Source organism: Sphingomonas sp. (genome assembly GCF_051962185.1).
Lineage (GTDB): Bacteria > Pseudomonadota > Alphaproteobacteria > Sphingomonadales > Sphingomonadaceae > Sphingomonas.
On sequence record NZ_JBQCCN010000032.1, the window covers coordinates 1 to 3,987 of the forward strand.

3 protein-coding genes are annotated in these 3,987 nt (G+C 69.0%); all 3 read left to right on the forward strand.

The window, feature by feature from the left end:
- Positions 1–206: 206 nt before the first annotated feature.
- Positions 207–2,450, forward strand: coding sequence for a molybdopterin cofactor-binding domain-containing protein (locus ACTHJR_RS02240; RefSeq protein ID WP_440521437.1), 2,244 nt, complete (start codon positions 207–209; stop codon positions 2,448–2,450).
- A gap of 124 nt (positions 2,451–2,574) precedes the next feature.
- Positions 2,575–3,579: a ferrochelatase gene (gene hemH, locus ACTHJR_RS02245; protein WP_440521438.1), complete on the forward strand. Its 1,005-nt coding sequence runs from the start codon at positions 2,575–2,577 to the stop codon at positions 3,577–3,579.
- A 52-nt stretch (positions 3,580–3,631) separates the two neighbouring features.
- On the forward strand, positions 3,632–3,987 hold a 356-nt coding region (locus tag ACTHJR_RS02250), incomplete at its 3' end, for an SDR family NAD(P)-dependent oxidoreductase (RefSeq protein ID WP_440521439.1).

The following is a 3,987-nucleotide window of genomic DNA, read 5'->3' on the forward strand; positions in this document are numbered from 1 at the left end:
ATCGCCGCGTTCAAGGTTCCGGCCAAGATCTGGATCGCCCCGGATCCGCTGCCTCGGCTGGGGACGGAGAAGATCGACAAGGTCGGCCTGAGGGCCAAGTACCGAGCGCTGGCGGCCGGCTAAATCTTCCCCTTCAGGGGAGGGGTTAAGGATAGGTGGACCCTCCGGGCTTCCCCCTCGCGTACCCGCGCGATAGAGCAATTGGGATGCCCGACGACGCCCCTCGCAAATCCCACCTCACGCGCCGCCAGTTGCTGATCGGCGGCGGCGTCGGGGTCGGGCTGGTCGTCGCCTGGGCGGTGTGGCCGCGGCGCTATGGGCCCAATCTCACCGCGGCCAAGGGCGAGCATATCTACAACGCCTGGCTCAAGATCGGCGAGGACGGGCATATCGCGGTCGCGGTGCCGCAGGCCGAGCATGGCCAGGGGACCTGGACGACGCTCCCGCAGATCGTCGCCGACGAACTCGGCGCCGACTGGCGGACGGTCGCGGTCGAGCCCGCGCCCCTCAACCCGCTCTACGCCAATCCGCTCGCAGCGGCGGAATTGTTCGACGGCGTGTTCGACCGACTGCCGCGCAATTTGCGCGAGGATTATGCGACGCGCTCGGCCTTGATGCTGACCGCCGGATCGACCTCGATCCGTCAATTCGAGGGCGATTTGCGCGATGCTGGCGCCGCCGCGCGGGTGCTGCTGCAAAAGGCCGCCGCCAAACGCTGGAACACCGATTGGCAAGCGACCGGCACGGCGCAGGGCTTCGTCGTGCGCGGCAAGGACCGGTTGCGCTTCGGCGAACTGGCGGCGGAGGCGGTCGGCGGCAGCCTGCCCAATCCGGTGCCGCTGCGCGCGGGCGACAACGGCCGACTGTCCGGGCAATCGCTGCAGCGCCTCGACAGTCCGACGCGGATCGACGGCTCGGTCAATTTCGCCGCCGACGTGCGCCTCGCCGACATGGTGTTCGCCGCGATCCGCCAAGGCCCGACCACCGACAGCCGGCTGGTCGCGTCCGACAAGGCGGCGGCGGATCGCGTGCACGGCGTGCTCAAGGTGGTCGAGGACGGCAATTGGGTCGCGGCGGTCGCCAACAATTGGTGGGCCGCCAAATGCGGGATCGACGCACTGGCGCCGCGGTTCGAAGCGCCGGTGTCGCGGCCGAGCGACTATTCGATCGCCGCCGCGCTCGATTCCGCGCTCAACGGCGAGGGCGTGCGCCTGGGCTCGGCCGGCGACGTCGGTGCGGCGTTCCGCGGCGCCCAGGTCGTCAGCGCCGAATATCGCGTCGCCCCGGCGCTGCACGCCTCGGTCGAGCCGCGCGCGGCGACCGCCGCCTGGACCGACGGCACGCTCGAATTGTGGCTGCCGACGCTGGCGCCCGGGCTGGCGCGCTCGGCGGTCGCGGCGGCGATGGGAGTCGGCGAGGAATCGGTGGTGGTCCATCCGATGCCGATCGGTGGCGGGTTCGGCATCGGGCTCGAATCCGACGCGGCGGTGCAGGCGGCGGCGATCGCGCGCGCGGTCGGGCGGGCGGTCCAGCTGACCTGGTCGCGTGCCGAGGATTGCGTCCATGACCGCTTCCGCGCGCCCGCCGCGGCGCGGATGACCGGCCGCGTCGACCAGAACGGGCGACTGGTCGGCCTGCTCGCCAAGATCGCCGCACCCGCGACCGGCCGCGAGCTGGCAGGGCGGCTTCTCGCCGCGGACAAGGCCGTGCAGGCGGCCCTGGCGCTGGCGGCCGGCGGTGACGGCTATGCGGTGGCGGGCGGCGCGCCTTTCTATCAGATCCCCAATTGGGCGCTCGATCATCACCCGGCCGACATCGGCATCCCGACCGGGCATTGGCGGTCGGGGGCGCATAGCTACACCTGCTTCTTCAACGAATGTTTCATCGACGAGCTGGCGCATGCCGCGAACACCGAGCCCTTGTCGTTTCGCGTCGGGATGCTGGGCGGCGACGCGCGGCTGGCGCGTTGCCTGACCACGGTCGCGGCGCTCGGCGGCTGGGAGGGCGGCGTGTCGGGCAGCGGCCAGGGCATCGCCTGCCACAGCTTTCGCGGCAGTCATATCGCATTGTTCGCGGAGGCGCATGTCGAGGAGGATCAGACGATCGGGGTCGACCGCATCGTCGCCGCGGTCGATTGCGGGCGGCAGATCAATCCCGACGTGGTGCGGCAGAATATCGAGGGCGGGCTGGTGTTCGGCATGGCGCAGGCATTGGGTGGGTCGACCAAGTTCAGGAACGGCGTCGCCACAGTGCGCGGGTTCGGCGAGCTCGACTTGCCGGTGCTTGCCGACTTGCCCGACATCACGGTCGAGGTGATCGCCAGCGAGGCCGATCCCGGTGGGGTGTCGGAACTCGCGGTGCCGCCGGTCGCGCCGGCGATCGCCAACGCGCTGCAATCGGCGACGGGGTTCCGGATTCGCACGCTGCCGTTGCGGGTCGGGGAGGCGTGAGCTTGCGCGCTTCATCGTATCGTCACCCCGGACTTGTTCCGAGGTCCAATCCTTTCCAACGGAATCCAGCCGTTGTTGCACCTTGGATGCCGGGACAAGCCCGGCATGACGGGGAGGATTTGGCGTGACGTTGCCCCCCAATCATCCCGTGATTCCGGCGCCGCGCATCGGCGTGCTGCTGGTCAATCTCGGCACGCCCGACGAAGCCAACCCGCGCGCGGTGAAGCGCTACCTCGCCGAATTCCTCTCGGACCGCCGCGTCGTCGAAATCCCGTCGATCGCCTGGCAGCCGATCCTGCGCGGGATCATCCTCAACACGCGGCCCAAGAAGTCGGCGCATGCTTACGGCCAGGTCTGGACCGATCAAGGCTCGCCGCTTGCGGCATTCACCCAGGCACAAGCCGAAGCGCTTAAAGGCTCGTGGCCGGGCGTCACGGTCGACTGGGCGATGCGCTACGGCAACCCGGCGATCGGCGAGCGGCTGGCGGCGATGAAGGCGGCGGGATGCGAGCGCATCCTGATCGCGCCGCTCTATCCGCAATATTGCGCGGCGACGACCGCGACCGCCAACGACAAGGCATTCGACGCGCTGGCCGGCATGCGCTGGCAACCGGCGATCCGCACCTTGCCGCCCTATCATGACGACCCGCTCTATATCGACGCGTTGGCGGCCTCGGTCCGCGCCTCGCTCGCCGCGCTCGATTTCGAGCCGCAAGCGCTGATCGCCAGCTTCCACGGCATGCCGGCGCGCACGCTGGAATTGGGCGACCCCTATCATTGCCATTGCCGGAAGACCGCGCGGCTGCTCGGTGAGGCGCTGGGCCGCGACCTTCTCGTGACGTTCCAGTCGCGCTTCGGCCGCGCCAAATGGCTCGAGCCGGCGACCGACACGACGCTCGCCACGCTGCCCGGACAGGGAACCAAGCGGGTCGCGATCGTCGCCCCCGGCTTTTCCGCCGATTGTCTGGAGACGCTGGAGGAATTGGCGATCCGCGGTCGCGAGACGTTCCTGACCGCGGGCGGCGAGCGCTTCGCTTATTTGTCATGTCTCAACGATAGCGAGCCGGGAATCACCATGCTCCGCGCCATCCTGTCGCGGGAACTTGCCGGGTGGGTCGGCGCCCAATAGCCTCCCCGCCGAACGACACCGCCCGAATCACGGGCCAAAAGGAGAGAAGCGAATGGCACGCGTAGCGATCGTAACCGGCGGAACGCGCGGGATCGGCGAGGCGATCAGCCTGGCGCTGAAGGATCTGGGGATGACCGTCGCCGCGAACTATGCCGGCAATGACGAGCGCGCCCGCGAATTCTCCGAGCGGACCGGGATCAAGGCGTACAAATGGGACGTCGCCGATTACGACGCCTGCCAGGACGGCGTGAAGCAGGTCGAGCAGGAGCTCGGCCCGGTCGACGTGGTGGTCAACAATGCCGGCATCACCCGCGACGGCACGATCCTCAAGATGACCTACCAGATGTGGAAGGAGGTCATGGACACAAACCTGGGCGGCTGCTTCAACATGGCCAAGGCGACCTTCCC

Bases quoted from the DNA above. Each gene is read 5' to 3' on its own strand.
- ACTHJR_RS02240 (WP_440521437.1), top strand. From the start codon at position 207: ATGCCCGACGACGCCCCTCGCAAATCCCACCTCACGCGCCGCCAGTTG.